General features: G+C 65.7%; 14 protein-coding genes. 10 read left to right on the forward strand and 4 right to left on the reverse strand.

What is annotated here, in order from left to right:
• Positions 1 to 119 precede the first annotated feature (119 nt).
• A complete protein-coding gene (locus HTA01S_RS13370) occupies positions 120 to 2,429 on the forward strand; it encodes a LamG-like jellyroll fold domain-containing protein (protein WP_245638084.1) in 2,310 nt (769 codons plus the stop codon).
• Between the two features lie 73 nt (positions 2,430 to 2,502).
• Here HTA01S_RS13370 and HTA01S_RS13375 read toward each other — a convergent pair whose 3' ends face one another.
• Positions 2,503 to 3,603, reverse strand: a complete 1,101-nt coding sequence (locus HTA01S_RS13375; RefSeq protein WP_084236098.1) for a GlxA family transcriptional regulator — start codon at positions 3,601 to 3,603, stop codon at positions 2,503 to 2,505.
• A gap of 153 nt (positions 3,604 to 3,756) precedes the next feature.
• On the opposite strand from HTA01S_RS13375, the gene HTA01S_RS13380 reads away from it, so the two are divergent.
• Genes HTA01S_RS13380 through HTA01S_RS13415 form a run of 8 tightly spaced genes read left to right on the forward strand, consistent with a single transcriptional unit; the run spans position 3,757 to position 11,343 of the window.
• Positions 3,757 to 4,626 carry an ABC transporter substrate-binding protein gene (locus HTA01S_RS13380; protein WP_068172302.1) on the forward strand — a complete coding sequence of 290 codons (870 nt, stop codon included), beginning with the start codon at positions 3,757 to 3,759 and terminating at the stop codon, positions 4,624 to 4,626.
• A gap of 10 nt (positions 4,627 to 4,636) precedes the next feature.
• Positions 4,637 to 5,425, forward strand: coding sequence for an amino acid ABC transporter ATP-binding protein (locus HTA01S_RS13385; protein ID WP_068172304.1), 789 nt, complete (start codon positions 4,637 to 4,639; stop codon positions 5,423 to 5,425).
• Between the two features lie 8 nt (positions 5,426 to 5,433).
• Complete coding sequence (locus HTA01S_RS13390) at positions 5,434 to 6,081, forward strand: amino acid ABC transporter permease (protein ID WP_068172307.1); 648 nt, start codon at positions 5,434 to 5,436, stop codon at positions 6,079 to 6,081.
• Positions 6,078 to 6,764 carry an amino acid ABC transporter permease gene (locus HTA01S_RS13395; protein ID WP_068172309.1) on the forward strand — a complete coding sequence of 229 codons (687 nt, stop codon included), beginning with the start codon at positions 6,078 to 6,080 and terminating at the stop codon, positions 6,762 to 6,764. The genes HTA01S_RS13390 and HTA01S_RS13395 overlap by 4 nt, the downstream gene beginning before the upstream one ends.
• On the forward strand, positions 6,761 to 8,170 hold the full coding sequence (locus HTA01S_RS13400) for an amidase (protein WP_068172310.1): 1,410 nt from the start codon (positions 6,761 to 6,763) through the stop codon (positions 8,168 to 8,170). The genes HTA01S_RS13395 and HTA01S_RS13400 overlap by 4 nt, the downstream gene beginning before the upstream one ends.
• A gap of 14 nt (positions 8,171 to 8,184) precedes the next feature.
• Positions 8,185 to 9,087, forward strand: coding sequence for an amino acid ABC transporter substrate-binding protein (locus HTA01S_RS13405; protein ID WP_157572099.1), 903 nt, complete (start codon positions 8,185 to 8,187; stop codon positions 9,085 to 9,087).
• Between the two features lie 37 nt (positions 9,088 to 9,124).
• Positions 9,125 to 10,081, forward strand: a complete 957-nt coding sequence (locus tag HTA01S_RS13410; protein ID WP_068172316.1) for an ornithine cyclodeaminase family protein — start codon at positions 9,125 to 9,127, stop codon at positions 10,079 to 10,081.
• Positions 10,078 to 11,343, forward strand: a complete 1,266-nt coding sequence (locus HTA01S_RS13415; protein WP_068172319.1) for a D-amino acid dehydrogenase — start codon at positions 10,078 to 10,080, stop codon at positions 11,341 to 11,343. The genes HTA01S_RS13410 and HTA01S_RS13415 overlap by 4 nt, the downstream gene beginning before the upstream one ends.
• Positions 11,344 to 11,368: 25 nt before the next feature.
• Here the strand turns inward: HTA01S_RS13415 and HTA01S_RS13420 are convergent, their stop codons facing one another.
• Both HTA01S_RS13420 and HTA01S_RS13425 read right to left on the reverse strand, forming a co-directional pair.
• The gene (locus tag HTA01S_RS13420) at positions 11,369 to 11,737 is read right to left on the reverse strand and encodes an antibiotic biosynthesis monooxygenase family protein (RefSeq protein ID WP_068172322.1); all 369 of its coding nucleotides are present in this window, start codon (positions 11,735 to 11,737) and stop codon (positions 11,369 to 11,371) included.
• A 15-nt stretch (positions 11,738 to 11,752) separates the two neighbouring features.
• The gene (locus HTA01S_RS13425) at positions 11,753 to 12,520 is read right to left on the reverse strand and encodes a nuclear transport factor 2 family protein (protein WP_068172326.1); all 768 of its coding nucleotides are present in this window, start codon (positions 12,518 to 12,520) and stop codon (positions 11,753 to 11,755) included.
• Positions 12,521 to 12,752: 232 nt separating this feature from the next.
• Between HTA01S_RS13425 and HTA01S_RS13430 the strand changes: the two genes are divergently transcribed.
• Complete coding sequence (locus HTA01S_RS13430; RefSeq protein ID WP_068172329.1) at positions 12,753 to 13,643, forward strand: AraC family transcriptional regulator; 891 nt, start codon at positions 12,753 to 12,755, stop codon at positions 13,641 to 13,643.
• A gap of 28 nt (positions 13,644 to 13,671) precedes the next feature.
• Here HTA01S_RS13430 and HTA01S_RS13435 read toward each other — a convergent pair whose 3' ends face one another.
• Positions 13,672 to 14,679: a zinc-binding alcohol dehydrogenase family protein gene (locus HTA01S_RS13435; protein WP_068172332.1), complete on the reverse strand. Its 1,008-nt coding sequence runs from the start codon at positions 14,677 to 14,679 to the stop codon at positions 13,672 to 13,674.
• Positions 14,680 to 14,687 lie beyond the last annotated feature (8 nt).

Below are 14,687 nucleotides of genomic sequence, written 5' to 3' on the forward strand. Positions count from 1 at the left end.
GCGTCCGTTCACACCGGTCGTCAGGGGGCTGAGCGGGGCCAGGTCGGTGGCGAAGGGCCGGTGGGGTACGGTCCGTAGAATCCGCGCTTTGTCAAAAAGCAGGATTCGAGATGCCGTCCATGCCGCGTTCCTCCGCCGCCCAACCGATGGTCCACGACACCCTGTCGCGCAGGACGCTGATGTACCGCCTGGGAGCGGGGCTGCTGTTGCCCGCGCTGCAGGCCTGCGGTGGTGGTGACGATGCGGGTTTGGGCGGAGACAGCGAAGCCAGCGGCGGTGACGTGACATTCAAAAGCACCAGCGATCGCGGGCTGGCGACCCCGGCGTCCACCGGCAGTTTTGTCCACCCCGGTGTCATGCACAGTGCGGCCGATTTCACGCGCATGAAAACCCAGAAGGACAATGGCGTGTCACCCTGGACGAGTGGCTGGGATGCGCTCACCGCCAGCGGACGCTCGCAACTGGGGCGGGCTCCGGTGCCCTTGGTCACGGTGATTCGCGGTGGCGAAGGTGAGAACTTCCGCGCCATCGTGGAAGACGTGCAGCGCGCCTACCAGTTCGCGTTGCGCTGGAAGGTCTCGGGTGACACGCGTTATGCCGATGCATCGGTCGCGTATCTGGATGCCTGGTCGTCCACCATGACCACGCTCACGGGCAACGCAGACCGCTTTCTCGCGGCCGGTCTGTATGGCTACCAATGGGCCATGGCCGGTGAAATGATGCGCGGCTACGCCGGCTGGTCCAGCGCGGGTCTGGAGGCGATGCAGGACCTGTTGCTGAAGGAGTTCCAGTCCAAGTGCTCGGACTTCCTGGACAACCACAACGGCTCCAACATCACCAACTACTGGGCCAACTGGGACCTGATTGCCCTGTGCGGCCAGATGGCCATCGGCATCTTCTGTGACCGTCGCGACATTTACGACAAGGCCCTGAACTACTACCTGACCGGTCGCGGCAACGGTGCCGCGGACCACAACGTCTACTGCATCCACCCTGGTTATCTGGGCCAGTGGCAGGAGCTCGCGCGCGACAACGGGCATGCCACCCTGAGCGTGGGCCTGAGCGGCCTGCTGTGTGAAATGGCCTGGCAGCAAGGCGATGACCTGTACAGCTACCGCAACAACCGGCTGCTGGCGGGGGCGGAGTACGTGGCCAAGGCGCAGCTGACCGATAGCAACGGCATTTACTACACGCTGCCTTTTTCCCGGTATGCCAACCGGCAGGGCGTGTTCACCCAGGTCTCCGAGTCGGGCCGGCCGCATCTGCGGCCCATCTGGGAATGCCTCTACAACCACTACGCCAACCGCAAGGGCCTGTCCGCGCCATACGTGCGCCGCATGGCGGAGCGGCTGCGCCCGGAAATGAACCAGTGGGGCGGCGACACCCCCAGTTTTGGCACGCTGACCTTCTCCCTCCCACCCGCCAGCGCCGCCGTGGCGCCCAGCGGGCTCACGGCCTACGTTACCAACGGTGTGGTGCTGCTGTCCTGGTGGGGCAGCGCCGTGGCCACCTCGTACCTGGTTCAACGCAGCGCATCGGCCAATGGCTCATTCACCACCATTGCCACCCTCGCCAGCGACGCCACACGCACCTGGACCGACAACCCGGGCACTGGCCAGTGGTTCTACAGGGTGTGCACGGTGCACGGCGGCCAGACCCTGGTGGGCACCGACCGCGCGCGGGTGCAGCTGGCCATCGAACTGCGCCTGGACATGCCACTGAACCAGACCTCGGGCACAAGCGCCACCGACAACAGCAGCAGCGCCCGCCACGGCAGCCTGGTGGGCAACGCCAGCTGGACCACAGGGCGCACCGCCGGCAATGCGCTGGCCTTCAACGGCAGCACCAGCCATCTCGCCCTGAGCAAAGGGGTGGTGGAGGACTTGGGCGACTTCACCATCGCGCTCTGGGTGTACTGGAACACCGCCGTGACCAACACCCGCATCTTCGATTTCGGCAGCAGCGACATCAGCTACATGTGTCTTATCCCCAGAGACAGCGCCGGCAAGCTGAGCTTTCGCGTCACCGGCACCACCTACTTTGGCGAGCAAGCCATCTCCCACACGGCGGCCTTGAGCACCGGAACCTGGGTGCACGTGGCCGTGACGCTCAAGGGCCGGCTGGGCACGCTGTACGTCAACGGCGTGGCGGTGGGCTCCAACCCGGACATCGACCTGGCGCCCTTCCAGCTGGGTTCGACGCACCAGAACTGGCTGGGGCGCTCGCAGTATTCGGGAGATCCCTATTTCAACGGCAAGATGCAGGACCTGCGCATCTACAGCGGCGCGTTCAGCAGCAGCGCCATCGGTGCGTTGATGACGGGCCTGCCTGAGCGTACCTGCACCGAGACCCGGGTCCCGGCGCAAACGACAGCGCGGAAGGACCTGACGCCCAGCCCCAGCCGGTGTGCGGGTGGCTCTGGCGGTTGAGGCGCCTGCACAGGCATGTGTAGCTCCAGCCGATGAGAGCGGTCGTCGAGCGGAGCGAGCGACGCCGTGGGTTTCAGCTCGGCTTCGCCAGGGCTTTCCTGAGCCGCCCGGGTGCGACGCCATAACACTGCTGAAAGTGCCGGATGAAGTGCGCGGCATCTGAGAAGCCACTCTCGAACGCAATGTCGTTCACCGTCGAATCGGTCGTGGTCAACAACCAGCGGCCGTATTTCAACCGGGAGTTCCGGTAGAACTCCGAAGGTGATGCCCCCGTCTCGGCCAGGAACACGCGCTCCAGCTGGCGGCTGCTGGAGTCCACCAGTCGGGCGATGACGCCGATTTCGAGCGGGGTGGACAAGTTCTTTTCCATCAGGACGATGGCCTGGCGCAGCTTCTCGCTGTCCACCGAGGCATAGCCCAGGGCATGCCGGCGGGCAATGTGCGACGAGGAGGACCGTTGTGACACGGTCATCTGGTGCACCACCTTGGCGGCGCGGTCCGGCCCGCAGTGGATGCGGATCAGCTCGGCCGCCAGTTCGATGATCGACATGCCTCCAGCGCAACTGATGCGGTTGCCGTCGAACACATAGTCGCAGTTGGTGGTGTACCGCTCCTTGGGGAACATCCGTTTCCAGTCGTCGACGTGGAAGGGGTGCACGCAGGCCAGCTTGCCTTTCATGAGGCCGGCGCCGGCCAGGGCAAAGGTGCCGGTGCAGATGCCGATGAGGGGCGTGCCCGCTGCATCGACCTGTCGCAGGTAGTCCAGATACCGGCGGTCAACGCTGCCCATGAACGGCAGCAAACCCCCGATGACGGCGACGTAGTCGAACTTCTCACCGGGCCGAAGCGCTTCCTGCACCGGAATCTCCACCCCCGAGCTCGCGGTGATGCTGGTACCGGGCAGCCCCAGCACGCTCCACGAGCAACGCACCTGCCGGCTTTGGTCGCCCACGTCGGCGGCATGCCGGAGCGCATCGCACAAACCCGCGAGCGAGAGCAGCGGAAAACGGGGCCACAGAAGGATGCCGATGCGCAGTTCCACGGCGCCGTCCTGGGCGTGTCGGCCGGTCGCCGCGTCCAGGCGGTGAATCAGATCCCCGCTGTCCGCCTCACCGCGAGCGCCGGTGTTGGGCTCCGTCGGGCTGGAGGCGGGATGGCTGGGTTTGTTATCCATGGGGTTTAGGGGTTTCCCCTGCATGTCGCATACGTTCAATTTAACAGCGGTCCCCTGCAACCACAAAACCGGGGTGCAAACCGATGATCCATTTCACGCCTCGTCGGCGTTCTTCCTCAACTTTTCACCAACCATTTTTCCCCTGGAGTCGATATGAAACGCTCGTTTCTGGTGCGCGCCATGTGCGCCGTTTTTGGTGCCGCGGTTTACATGCCGCTGGCCATTGCCCAGCCGTCTCCCCAAACGATCGAGAAGGGGTTCTTCACCGTAGCGTTCACGGGCGACATGCCGGGCACCGGCTACCAGGACGGCAGCATGATCGGCTACGACGGCGAGATCCTGCAGCGTGTGGCCGACGCCCTCAAGCTCAAGGTCAAGCCCGCGCTGATGGAGTGGTCGGGCACCATCGCCTCGGTGCAATCCAAGCGCGTGGACGTGATGGCCGGCACCATGGGCTGGACCGAGCAGCGCTCGAAGATCATGACGCTCTCCGACCCGATCCACTACTTCAAGAACGGGATCATGCAGTCGTCCAAGACGAACTGGTCCACCCTGAAGGACCTGGAAGGCAAGAAGGTCGGCACCATCACCGGCTTCTCTTTCATCCCCGAGCTGCGCAAGATCAGCGGTCTGCAGCTGAGCCAGTACGACACCTCGGACGCCGCCGTGCGCGACCTGCTGGCCGGTCGTGTGGACGCCGTGATCGGCGATCCGCCGGTGGTGCAGTACGCCATCTCCCGCAATGCGCAGTGGAACCTGCGCTTCAACGCCTTCACCGACAACAACCCCGATTTCCCGCTGTTGACCGGGCTGGGCCAGGTGGTGTTTGGCCTGAGCAAGGACAACCCCGAGCTGGCCGCTGCGGTGAACGCCGAGATCGCCAAGCTGTGGCAGAAGTGCGAGCTCAAGAAGATCGGCGAGCGCTACGGCCTGGTGCAGGACGTCTGGTACGTGCCGGCGGGCAAGAACTTCCGCGCCGGCGTTGACCGCCCGGCCAACTGGCAACTCCCCGGCTGCAAGTGAGACCGCGCCCATGAACCAGCACCTCCTGCGCGTCGAAGGGCTCCAGAAGAGCTACGGCCCGCTCCAAGTCCTCAAGGGCATTTCCCTGGACCTGCGCAAAGGCGAGACCTTGTCGCTGATCGGGCCGAGCGGGTCGGGCAAGTCCACCTGCCTGCGATGCATCAACTTCCTGGAACGCCCCACGGGGGGCTCCATCTTTCTGGAAGACGAGCGCATCGGGCAGTTGCCCGACGGGCGCGGGGGGCTGCGCCTGATGTCCGACCGTGAACTGGCCCCGCAGCGCGCCGAGATCGGCATGGTGTTTCAAGGCTTCTACTTATGGCCGCACTTGAACGTTCGCGACAACGTCGCGCTCGGATCCATCCGGGCCGGTGGCATGGCGCGGGCCGAGGCCTACGAAATGGCCGAGGAGATGCTGGACAAGGTGCACCTGCGCCACAAGGCCGACGAATACCCGGAGCGGCTCTCGGGTGGCCAACAACAGCGTGTGGCCATTGCCCGGGCGCTGGCGCAGCGGCCCAAGCTGATCCTGTTCGATGAGCCCACGTCGGCGCTGGACCCGGAGCTGGTGGGTGAGGTGCTGGGGGTGATCCGCGAGCTGGCGGAAGAGGGGCGCTCCATGGTCCTGGTGACGCACGAGATCCGGTTTGCCCGCGACGTGGCCGACCGGGTCATCTTCATGGACCAGGGGCACATCGTGGAACAAGGCAGCGCTGCGGAGGTCATCGACACCCCGCGCGTGGACCGCACGCGCAGCTTTCTCGGTCAAGTCGGCGCCAGCGCCGGCCACATCAAATGACGCCGGCCATGGGGACCTTTGCCAGCATTCTGGGCACCCTGGCGGCCGGTGCGGCCACCGCGCTCCAGGTGGCCGTGGGCGCTTTCGTGATCGCCAGCCTGCTGGGCCTTGGCCTGGCGGTGCTGCGCGTCTTCTCGCGCAACCGCCTGGTGCAGCTGGGCCTGGCGGCCTACATCGAGTGGATGCGCAACGTCCCGGCGCTGGCGCATTTGTTCCTGCTGTATTTCGGCGTGGCCACGGTCGGTGTGCGCCTGTCGCCGCTGCTCGCGGCCGTGGTCGGGCTGGGTCTGGTGGGCGCGGCGGTGCTGTGTGACGTGTTTGCCGCGGGCTTGAAGTCGCTGCATGTGGGGCAACGTGAAGCGGCCCTGGCGGTGGGTCTCACGCCAGGTCAGACGCTGCGCTACGTGCTCGTGCCGCAGATGTTTCGCGCCACGTTTCCGTCGCTGGCGAACTACACCACCGCGCTGATCAAGGACACCTCGATCGCCTCGGCCATTGCCGCGCCCGAGATCATGTTCTATGCGAGAAACCTGGTGACATCGACTTTCGAAACCACGCTGATCTACCTGGCGGCCATGCTGCTGTACGCGGCCATGGTGTTGCCCGTGGCCTGGGGTTTCAAACGGGTCGAACGGACCATGGAGAAGGCGCGATGACAGAGTTTTTCCTGACCTACCTCGAGTACCTGCCCGACTGGGGGCCACGGCTGGTGGACGGCGCCCTCGTGACAGCCCGTCTCTCGCTGGTGGGCTTCGTTCTGGCCCTGGGCCTGGGGGCCTTGCTGGTCGCCATGCAGTGCAGCGGTGCCGCCTTGTTGGCGGTGGCGGCCAATGCCTATGTGCAGTTCGTGCGAACCGTGCCTTTGCTGGCGCTGCTGCTGGCGCTGTACTTCGCGCTCCCGCCGCTGGGGCTGACGCTGTCGGGCTATTGGGCCGGCGCGCTCGGTCTGGGGCTGCATGGTTCGGCCTATGTGGCCGAGATCCTTCGGGGCGGCTTGACGGCCATTCACCGGGGCCAGCGGGAGTCTGCGCTGGCGGTGGGGCTCTCGCCGTTGCAGGTGTTCGTCCACGTGGTGTTTCCCCAGGCGCTGCGCATCATGCTGCCGCCCTTGCTCAACACCTACGTGGCCTTGCTGAAGGACAGTTCCTTGTGTGCGCTCATTGCCACCGACGAACTCATGCTGGCGGCCCGGGCCATTTCGAGCGAGTCCTTCCTGCCGCTGCACATCTTCCTGCTGGTGGGGCTGTTCTATTTCGGGATCGCGTTTCCGCTGTCGATGCTCTCGCGGCTGCTGGAGCGGCGGTTGAACCGTGGTCGACGTGTGTTGGGGGTTGCATGAGCGTTATTCAGTTCGATCCCGCTTTCGCTTCCATCGAGGAGGTCGTCAGTGCCCTGGATGCGGGCGAGCTCACCAGCGTATCTCTGGTGGAGCAGCAACTGGATCGCATCCAGCGGCTGGACCATCAGCTGCACGCCTTCGTCGACGTCTATGCCGAGGAAGCCCGCGAAGCTGCGCACGCCATGGACGGCTTGCGCCGCGCCGGAGTCCGTCTGGGCCCGCTGCACGGTGTCACCGTGGCGGTAAAAGACCTGTTTCACATCGGCGGCAAGCCCATCACCGGCGGCTCGGTGGCCCTGCCGGCCAGGATTTCAACCACCACGGCCACGGTGGTGGAGCGCCTGCGCAGCGCGGGCGCCATCGTGATCGGCAAGACCCACACGGTGGAATACGCCTTTGGGGGCTGGGGAACCAACGAGGTCATGGGCACGCCCTGGAATCCCTGGGACTTGCAGACGCACCGGGTCCCCGGTGGGTCCAGCAGCGGGTCCGCGGTGGCGGTGGCCGCGGGCCTGGCCTGCGCCGCCATCGGCACCGATACCGGTGGATCGGTGCGCATACCCGCCGGGCTGTGTGGCCTGGTGGGGCTGAAGACCACGCACGGCCTGATCAGTCGGCACGGCCTGATCGAGCTGTGCCCCACCCACGACACGGTGGGCCCGCTGGCGCGCAGCGTGCGGGATTGCGCCCTTCTGCTGGACGTGATGGCCGGTGCCGATCCGCGCGATCCGGTGTCGCAAGACGCGCCTGTCCGGCGGGTCATCGACGGTGTGAACGCGATGCCGCGTGGTGCCCGTCTCTGGGTATTGCCGGTGCAGGAGCGGGAGGGGGTGGAAGCGGCGGTGCTGGCGGCGTACGACGAGGCCCTGGCCATGCTCAAGGGCCTGGGCATGCAACTGGTGGAGAAGCCGCTTCCTCAAAGCTGCGCCGATTCCATGCGCATCGCCGGCCAGCTGATGAGCGCCGAGGGATACGACAACCTGGGGGCGCTCTTTGAACGTTCGGATCTGAGGTTCGACGCCAACATCCGCCGGCGCGTCCTGCTGGGGCGCGATACGGCGGCGGGGGAATACCTGCGGCTGCTGCGGGCGCGCGATCTGGCCAGAAACGACATGCTGGCGGCCATGGATGGCATCGAGGCCTGTGTGTTTCCCACCAACGCGATATCGGCGATTCCGGTGGCCGATGTGGACGAACTCGCCACGCCCCTCTCGCGCTTCGGTCGCTTCGTCAACCTCATGAACCTGTGCTCGCTGGCCGTGCCCGCTGGCCTTTCGCCCGAGGGCATGCCGATCTCCATCCAGTTCATTGGACGCCCTTGGGACGAACCGCTGGTGTTCCGCCTGGGCCATGCCTTCGAGCAGGCCACGCCCTGGCACGGGCTGCGTCCCGGTGGTCTGGACTGAAGGCGGGGTGACACGTGAACCCGATCCTTCGCCGGTCAGGCCGGCGCCTGTTGACCGCTTGGCTGCTGGGCTCATCGCTGGCCGCAGGTGCCGCGGACGCCGTGCCTTCGCCTCACGAGAGCCCGGCCTTGTCTCGCATGGCCCAAAGCGGTCGCATCCGGGTGGGGTACATACCCACGCCCGGTACGTTCGCGTTTCAGGACGCGCAAGGTCAAACCGTGGGGTATTCGATCGATATCTGCAGACGGGTGATCGACAGACTCCGGCTGCGGCTGGCTCGCCCCGACCTGACCCCGGAGTTCCTGCCCATCCAGGCATCGGATCGCATCCCGATGCTCAAGGCCGGAGCGATCGATCTGGAGTGCGGGGGCAACACCAACACCCTGGCCCGGCAAAAGGACGTGGATTTTTCCCACACGTTCTTTAACACCGGCCTTCGACTGCTCGCAAGGAAAACGCTGCGGGTGGACAGGGTCAACGATCTCGCGCGCAAGCGCATCGCGGTCACGCGTGGCACCACGGCAGAAGCCCGCTTCAGGAAACTGCAGCTGGAGCAGGGCGTTCAGGTGGTCATGGTCGGGTCCGATGCCGAGGGGTTGAAGTTGCTGGAAGACGGCTCGGTGGACGCCTACGCCCAGGACGACGTGCTGCTCTATGGACTGATGGTGCTTTCACAGCTTAAAGACGAGCTGGTGGTGAGCGGGCCGTTCATGACGGTGGAGCCCTACGCCTTCATGTTGCCCAAGGGAGATCTTGCATTGAGAGAGGTGGTGGATCGCAGCTTGCTGGACCTGATGCATTCGGGGGAGCTTCTGTCCATCTACCGGAAGTGGTTCGACGGTGAACGTCTGCGCATCCCCATGAGCATCTACATGAAAGAGAACATCCGGTTTCCCAACAAGTACGGCATTCCATGATCCGTCTTCTTTTCAACCCGCTCACTTCTGTTGACCCATGAACCCATCCTTCATCAGCGACGCCGACATCGCCAAGCTCCTCGACTATGAGAGCGTGGCCGAGGTGCTGGACCAGGCCTACCAGGACTTTGGCGCCGGGCGTGCCAGCGTGCACCCGAGAACCCGCAGTGAGTGTGCCAATGCGCGGCTCAGTTCGATGGGCGGCATCTGGACCGGCCGCGGCGTGGCGGCGGTCAAGGTGTATCCCACGATGGCCGGTCGCTTCAGTTTTCTCGTCAATCTGTTTGATCTGGACACCAACACGGCGCTCGCCGTGCTGGAGGGCAACGAGCTCACCCGCTTTCGCACGGCGGCACAGACGGCCCTGATCGCCCGCAAGGTGGTTCCGGCGGGCGCCAGCAAGCTGGCGCTGTTCGGCGCCGGCCTGCAGGGCCGTGCGCAAGCCGATGCGCTCTGTGGTGTGTTCCGGTTTCAGGAAATCGCGGTGGTCGATCCCTTGTGTGATGAGGACTGGTGTCGACAACTCGCGCAACGCACCGGCGCCAGCGTGCATGCCTGTTTGGCGGAAGAGGCCGTGCGGGGCGCAGACGTCGTGGTGACCGCCACCCGTTCGACGGAGCCGGTGTTCCTCGGCCATTGGCTCAAACCCAGGGCGTTCGTGGCTGCGATCGGCATCAGTGCACCGAAAGGGCGGGAGCTGGACGACGCGACGCTGGACCGGGCTTCGCGCGTGATCGTGGAGTGGTTGCCCCAAAGCATGGAGGAGGCGGGCGACATCGTCCTGTGGAACGCGTCACAAGCGACGAAGCTGGACAAGACGCTGGACCTGCCCACGCTGTACGGTGGCCTGGCTCCGTGGCCGAGCTCAGGCTCGTGCATCACCGTGTTCAAGTCCGTGGGAACGGGGCTTGCCGATACCGCGTGCGCCTACCTGGCCTACCAGCGTTCGCATGCCTCGGAACGCATGAGTGAGAGGTGGGAGGTCTGCGCATGAAGGTCTGCGTCGTCGGTGCCGGCATCGTGGGTTGCGCCACCGCCTATCAGCTCGCACGGCAAGGGTTTGAGGTGATGCTGGTCGACAGCGACAAGGGGCCAGGCCGTGGCACCAGTTTTGCAAACGGTGCCCAGCTCAGCTACAGCTATGTCGAGCCGCTGGCGTCTCCGGCGACCCTGCTGGGGCTTCCATCGATGTTGCTCTCGCCCGACTCGCCGCTGCGCTTTCGCCTGCGACCGGACCTGCGCCAGTGGTGGTGGTGCCTGCAGTTCCTGAGCGCCTGCAACGCCCGGCAATCGCGCCAGGGCACCCGGGAGCTGCTCATGCTGGCCCAGCTCAGCCGTGCCACGCTGGAGCAATGGATGGCGCAGGAGGCTTGGGGGTTTTCCTTTCAGCAGAACGGCAAACTCGTGCTGTGCCCGGACGCCGAGACGCTGCGGCGGCAGGCCGCTCAAGTGCGGTTCCAGTCCGAGCTGGGGTGCCAGCAGGCCGTGTTGAACCCACAGGCCTGTGTGGACAAGGAACCCGCCCTGAGTGGGTACCAGGAGCGGTTTGCGGGTGGGGTCTGGACGGCCGATGAATGTGTCGGGGACCCGCATGCGTTGAGTCTTCAGATGACGCAGAGCCTGCTGCGCATGGGCGGGCAACTGCACTTTGAAACGGCCGTCACGGGGTTTTCCGTACGGGGCGGCCGGATCGTGGCGGCGCAGACGCCCGGCGGCGCGCTCACCGCCGACGTGTTCGTGATCGCCAACGGTGCAGCGGCCCCGGGGCTGGCCGCGTCGGTCCATGTCTCGTTGCCGATCTATCCAATCAAGGGCTACAGCATCACCTTGCCGATCCATTCATCGCAGAAGGCGCCCGTGGTCAGCGTGACCGATCTGGGGCGAAAGACGGTGTTTGCGCCATTGGGTGGGCGGCTTCGTGTCGCGGCCATGGCCGAAGTGGTCGGGCACGATTTGTCCATACCCCCGTCTCGCATCCAGAAAATGGTGCAGGCGGTGGACACCCTGTTTCCCGGCGCATGCGGGTTCGAGGAGACCCAGCCCTGGGCGGGCCTGCGCCCTGCGACCCCCACCGCCGTGCCGATCACGCGGCAGATGGGGCCGACCAATCTCTACGTCAACGCTGGCCACGGTGCCCTGGGGCTCACGCTGGCCGCTGGCAGCGCCGTGGTGCTGGGGCGGCAGATCATGAGCCATGGGCCGCTGCGGCAGCCCATGGCGCGGATCACCGGAGCGAGTGCCGGGTCATCGTCATGACGGCCAGGTGCCCGCCGCCCGAACCCTAGCGCTCGTAGCGCTTCATGCTCATCGTCGAGGCCTCGATCTTCGACATGAACGCCGCTGCGGCGGGCGCTTTTTCGAACGTTGCCATCGATGCGTCGGCGTCCTTCGCCGACCGCCAATGCACGATCACCAGCCACTCGCCGCCCGCACCGTGCGCGCTTTCGCGCGACACGAAACCCGGCTGCTGGGCGACGTGTTCACGCTCCACCGCCTTGTCGATCGGAGCGAACTCGGAGGCAGCGACACCCGCCTTGAGCTTGAATGTCACGACTTCGATGACGCTGCCGCTCTGGCCGGCGGCGAGGGCCGGCTGGACCGCGAAGGTCGCAGACAGCGCGCTGCTCAGCAGGAACTTCCAGGGGCTCATGCATTCCTCCCGACGTCAGAACTTGCCGTTCGCGTTCTTCCATTCCGAGCGGGGCGGAATGGTTTCGATCGTGTCCCAGTGCTCGGCGATCTTGCCGTTCTCCACCCGGAAGAGGTCGTAGAACGCGCTCGGCTTGCCGGCGAATTCACCCTCGCTGGCGACGAGCACGAAGTTGCCTTCGCCCAGAACCTTGTGGACCTTGCTGTACTTCATCGTCACGCCCGCCTTGGCCATGGCCTTCAGCGCCGCGCCGAGGCCGGACAGGCCGTCGGCGATCTGCGGGTTGTGCTGGTGGTAGTTGTCGCCGTCGTAGTAACCCGCCAGGCGGTCCATGCGGCCGTTCACCAGGATGTCATCGACGAACGACGCGACCAGCTGCTTGTTGGCTGCCGTCTTGTCCAGATCCTTTGCCACGGTCGGCCCATCGAGCATGGTGCGCCCGCTCGGGTTGGCCTGGGCGGGCGTCTCCTGCAGGTTGTCCCAGTGTTCGACGATCTTGCCGTCTTCAAAACGGAAGATGTCGAAGCCGATCTTCGGGCCGAAGAAGTTGTAGTCGGTGTGCGTGAAAACGAATTCACTGTCCTGGAACACACGCACCGTGTTCACTTTCGCCGAGCCCTTGGGCAAGGCCTGCAGCACCGCGCCGAAGCCGGCCAGGCCCTCGCCGACGGCGAGGTTGTGCTGGATGTACTTGGTGGGGTTGACGACGGCGACCGGTGCCGATTCGCCGGTTTCGATGGCTTTGAGCAGCGCGACGACTTGCGCCTTGGGATCAGATGACATGGAGGCTCCTTGGGAAGAAGAGGGGGACGATGCGCATCCAGCGACGATCGCCAGAAGGCCCAATGTGACGACTTGCCTGGAGAGGGTTCGGAAGGAAGACATCTCGGTTGAACGTTGGTTGGTTTGAAGCAGGTACTTTGCCGGCATCGAACCCCGTCTGCTAGGTCATCGTCGGGAAAATGATGGTAGAAATCGAGCTTGTATTCCCTTCGGTGTGTGGAAAGGACGGCTTGTGACCCCAACCCCCAAGGCACTGCGCGAGACGCGCTTCGAGAGTGCCCGACTGAACCCCATCGGCGTGGAACTGATGACCTTGTCGGAGTTGCGTGCCCGGGTGTCCGCGAGCCTGTTTGTCGTGACGGAGCGTGTCGAGTTCTTCATGGTCCTCGTGGCAACCGGAGGGCGTGGAGAACACCTGGTCGACTTCGAGCGCATCGGGCTGCGCACCGGCCACGTCGTCTTCGTGAGGCCTGGACAGGTGCAGCAGTGGCAGCCCACGGATGGCCTCGAAGCCGACGTGCTGCTGATCGATCCGGCCGTTGTGCTGCCAAAGGCGTCGAAGTCCCAGCAGGGAGCGATGGCGCTGCTGCACCTTGAGGATTGGCCGGTCCACTTCAAGCTGGACGCAGATGGGCTGGCCGCCTGGAGTTCTTTGGCCGCGGTGCTTCGCAGGGAACTCGATCGACCGCTGCTGGACGAGCTGTCGGCCGCCATGTCGCGCGAGTTGCTCGTGTGCCAGATGCTCAGCCTCAGCCGATCGGCGACGGGGCAGGCGACAGCGCCAACGGTGCAGGCCATGCTGGTTCGGCGTTTGCGGCGCGAGCTGGAGCGATGGGTCGACACCCGCCCGTCGGTGGCTCGGCTCGCCGGCAGCTTGCGCGTTTCAACGAGCACCCTGACGCGCGCCTGCAGGGACGTGCTGGGGCATTCGGCCAAAGACGAAGTGGATCGGCGTGTGGCGCTGGAGGCTCAGCGCTTGCTCGTGCACAGCACGTCAACGTCGGTCGCGATCGGTGAGCTTCTGGGCTTCAGCGAGCCCACGAACTTCGTCAAGTTCTTCCGGCGGCGCGTGGGGATGACGCCGGAGGCCTTCCGGCAGGCGCACCGCCTGCAGCGCCGCTAGCGGCTTGAGACACCGAGGGCGGGCCCGCTCAACACTCGACGATGGCCTTGATCACGCCCGCGGACGGGTCGAGCAGGTTCTGGAACTGGGTGGGCACATCGGCCAGCGCCAGGCGGTGGGTGTTCAGGCTGGGCGGGATCAGGCCCGCGCGCATGGCGTCGAGCACGGTGCTGAAGTCTTCGGTGGTGGCGTTGCGGCTGCCCATCAGCGACATCTCGCGCTTGTGGAATTCGGGGTCGGAGAAGGTGATGTTCGCGCCGACCACCGAGATCAGCACATAGCTGCCGCCGTGGGCCACGAACCTGAAGCCGCGTTCCATGGCCTGAGGGTTGCCGGTGGCGTCGAACACCACGTCGTAGAACTCGCCATCCGTCAGCTTGGCAAGTTGTTCTTCGTCGCCTTCGCCCAGCGGCACGCCGGCGTGAACGCCCAGCGCGCCGGTGCAGAAGTCCACCCGGTCCTGGCGGCCGTCCAGCGCTGTGACGGTAGCGCCGCGCAGCTGCGCAAAGATCATCGCGGCCATGCCGATGGGGCCTGCCCCCACCACCAGCACGCGCTGCCCCGCGCGCAGGCCCGAGCGCCGCACGGCATGGGCGCCGATGGCCAGGAACTCCACCATGGCGGCCTGGTCGAGCGACACGCCTTCGGCCTTGTGCACGAAGGCCTGGGGCACGGTCAGGTATTCGGTGAACGCGCCGTCGCGGTGCACGCCGAGCACCTGGATGCGCGTGCAGCAGTTGGTCTTGCCCGCGCGGCAGGCGATGCAGGTGCCGCACGACAGGTAGGGCATGACGTAGACGGCGTCGCCGGGGTGCAGGGCGCTGTCGGCCGGGGCGGCTTCGACGATGCCCGAGAGCTCGTGGCCCATCACGCGGGGGTAGCTCAGGTAGGGCTGTTTGCCGGTGAAGATGTGCAGGTCGGTGCCGCACACGCCCACGCGCTTGACGCGCAGCAGCACCTCGTGGGCACCGCGTTCGGGCATGGGGCGGTCCTGGGCCAGCAGGGTGCCGGGGGTTTCGCAGACAACGGTCAGCATGGGGGGTT

The organism is Hydrogenophaga taeniospiralis CCUG 15921 (genome assembly GCF_001592305.1).
Lineage (GTDB): Bacteria > Pseudomonadota > Gammaproteobacteria > Burkholderiales > Burkholderiaceae_C > Hydrogenophaga > Hydrogenophaga taeniospiralis.

Coding starts and splice junctions, on each gene's coding strand:
- HTA01S_RS13370 (WP_245638084.1), top strand. CDS start 120: ATGCCGCGTTCCTCCGCCGCCCAACCGATGGTCCACGACACCCTGTCG.
- HTA01S_RS13375 (WP_084236098.1), bottom strand. CDS start 3,603: ATGGATAACAAACCCAGCCATCCCGCCTCCAGCCCGACGGAGCCCAAC.
- HTA01S_RS13380 (WP_068172302.1), top strand. CDS start 3,757: ATGAAACGCTCGTTTCTGGTGCGCGCCATGTGCGCCGTTTTTGGTGCC.
- HTA01S_RS13385 (WP_068172304.1), top strand. CDS start 4,637: ATGAACCAGCACCTCCTGCGCGTCGAAGGGCTCCAGAAGAGCTACGGC.
- HTA01S_RS13390 (WP_068172307.1), top strand. CDS start 5,434: ATGGGGACCTTTGCCAGCATTCTGGGCACCCTGGCGGCCGGTGCGGCC.
- HTA01S_RS13395 (WP_068172309.1), top strand. CDS start 6,078: ATGACAGAGTTTTTCCTGACCTACCTCGAGTACCTGCCCGACTGGGGG.
- HTA01S_RS13400 (WP_068172310.1), top strand. CDS start 6,761: ATGAGCGTTATTCAGTTCGATCCCGCTTTCGCTTCCATCGAGGAGGTC.
- HTA01S_RS13410 (WP_068172316.1), top strand. CDS start 9,125: ATGAACCCATCCTTCATCAGCGACGCCGACATCGCCAAGCTCCTCGAC.
- HTA01S_RS13415 (WP_068172319.1), top strand. CDS start 10,078: ATGAAGGTCTGCGTCGTCGGTGCCGGCATCGTGGGTTGCGCCACCGCC.
- HTA01S_RS13420 (WP_068172322.1), bottom strand. CDS start 11,737: ATGAGCCCCTGGAAGTTCCTGCTGAGCAGCGCGCTGTCTGCGACCTTC.
- HTA01S_RS13425 (WP_068172326.1), bottom strand. CDS start 12,520: ATGTCATCTGATCCCAAGGCGCAAGTCGTCGCGCTGCTCAAAGCCATC.
- HTA01S_RS13435 (WP_068172332.1), bottom strand. CDS start 14,679: ATGCTGACCGTTGTCTGCGAAACCCCCGGCACCCTGCTGGCCCAGGAC.